Source organism: Streptococcus cristatus (assembly GCF_003943815.1).
GTDB lineage: Bacteria > Bacillota > Bacilli > Lactobacillales > Streptococcaceae > Streptococcus > Streptococcus cristatus_F.
This window is the reverse complement of sequence record NZ_RJNA01000050.1, coordinates 1-1,061: the sequence shown is the minus strand read 5'-3', so window position 1 is coordinate 1,061 and position 1,061 is coordinate 1. Positions and strand designations below refer to the sequence as shown.

2 protein-coding genes are annotated in these 1,061 nt (G+C 28.9%); both read right to left on the bottom strand.

Annotated features, from left to right (window positions below):
* Positions 1-361: glycosyltransferase (locus D8872_RS10655; RefSeq protein WP_125390884.1), on the bottom strand; the 361-nt coding region annotated here is incomplete at its 3' end.
* Between the two features lie 42 nt (positions 362-403).
* Positions 404-1,061, bottom strand: a 658-nt coding sequence (locus D8872_RS10650; protein ID WP_125390883.1) for a phosphoenolpyruvate carboxykinase (ATP), incomplete at its 5' end; no start/stop codon positions are given.

Here is a 1,061-nt window from a genome sequence, read left to right as displayed (position 1 = left end):
GGATTATAAGATCATAACCAGATTCAATTGACATAAACATTTTTTCTAGCCATATTTTTTCCAATGAGACAACGTCCCCGTCAATCAAAATCAAACCTGAAAAACTTGAAAAATTATTTATCGTATATTCAAAAATATTTCTCACGTTATAACCTTTTCCCTTTAGCTTTGATACTATCGAAATTTTGGTATTATAAGTTTTTGTTTCTAAAAAAATCTGAGGTGTTCCATCTGTACTATTACTATCTGAATTAATAATAATAATTTCCTTCCCTAAATTTACAGCATACTCATCGATTTGTTTAACCAATCTACTGATATTATCTGCCTCATTTAAGGTTGGAATGCCTATCACAAACATATTTACCACTCCTTTTTCAATATATTCACATCAATTCCCAATTCATTCGTAATATGAGTTTTCACTAGCATTTTCTAAAATCTTTTTTGCTAATTTATCAGGAGAATCTGCAATAATTTTATATAATTTATTATTAGTGAAAATTTTCTTTACTATTTGTTCACGTACTCTATTATTTTTTTCATAATTTATTAAAGGCATAGCAGAAAAATACTTTCCTTTATCTGATTGAAAACATGCAACTTGTCCAGATATATGTCTTCCCAATATTTCATTTAGAAATAAGCTGGCTAAACTATCATTCCAAATTGATTGACATATTTGTTTTTCTTGTTTGTCTGCTTTTATGTAATAAATTTCTGAAATTTCAACAGAAAAATTACAAGTACGTATCCCTAACTCTCCTGGGTCAATTGAAATTTTATCATCCCAGCTTGCCTGATTGAAGTGTGATGGATGATTAAAATATTTACTAAACAGTCTAAATAGTAATTTATCTGACAAAACAGCTGTTCTTCTAATTTTAAAGAATGAGGTTCCTGCACAAGTTACTAATATTCCAGAATCTAAGCCAAATATTACTTGATCATTACCTATAAGGTGGTATCCATGTTCTATACAAAGTCTGAGTGCGACAGTAGTTTTTCCAGCACCTTTATCCCCTAAGAGTAAAATTGAATGATCCGTTATAGGATTATAA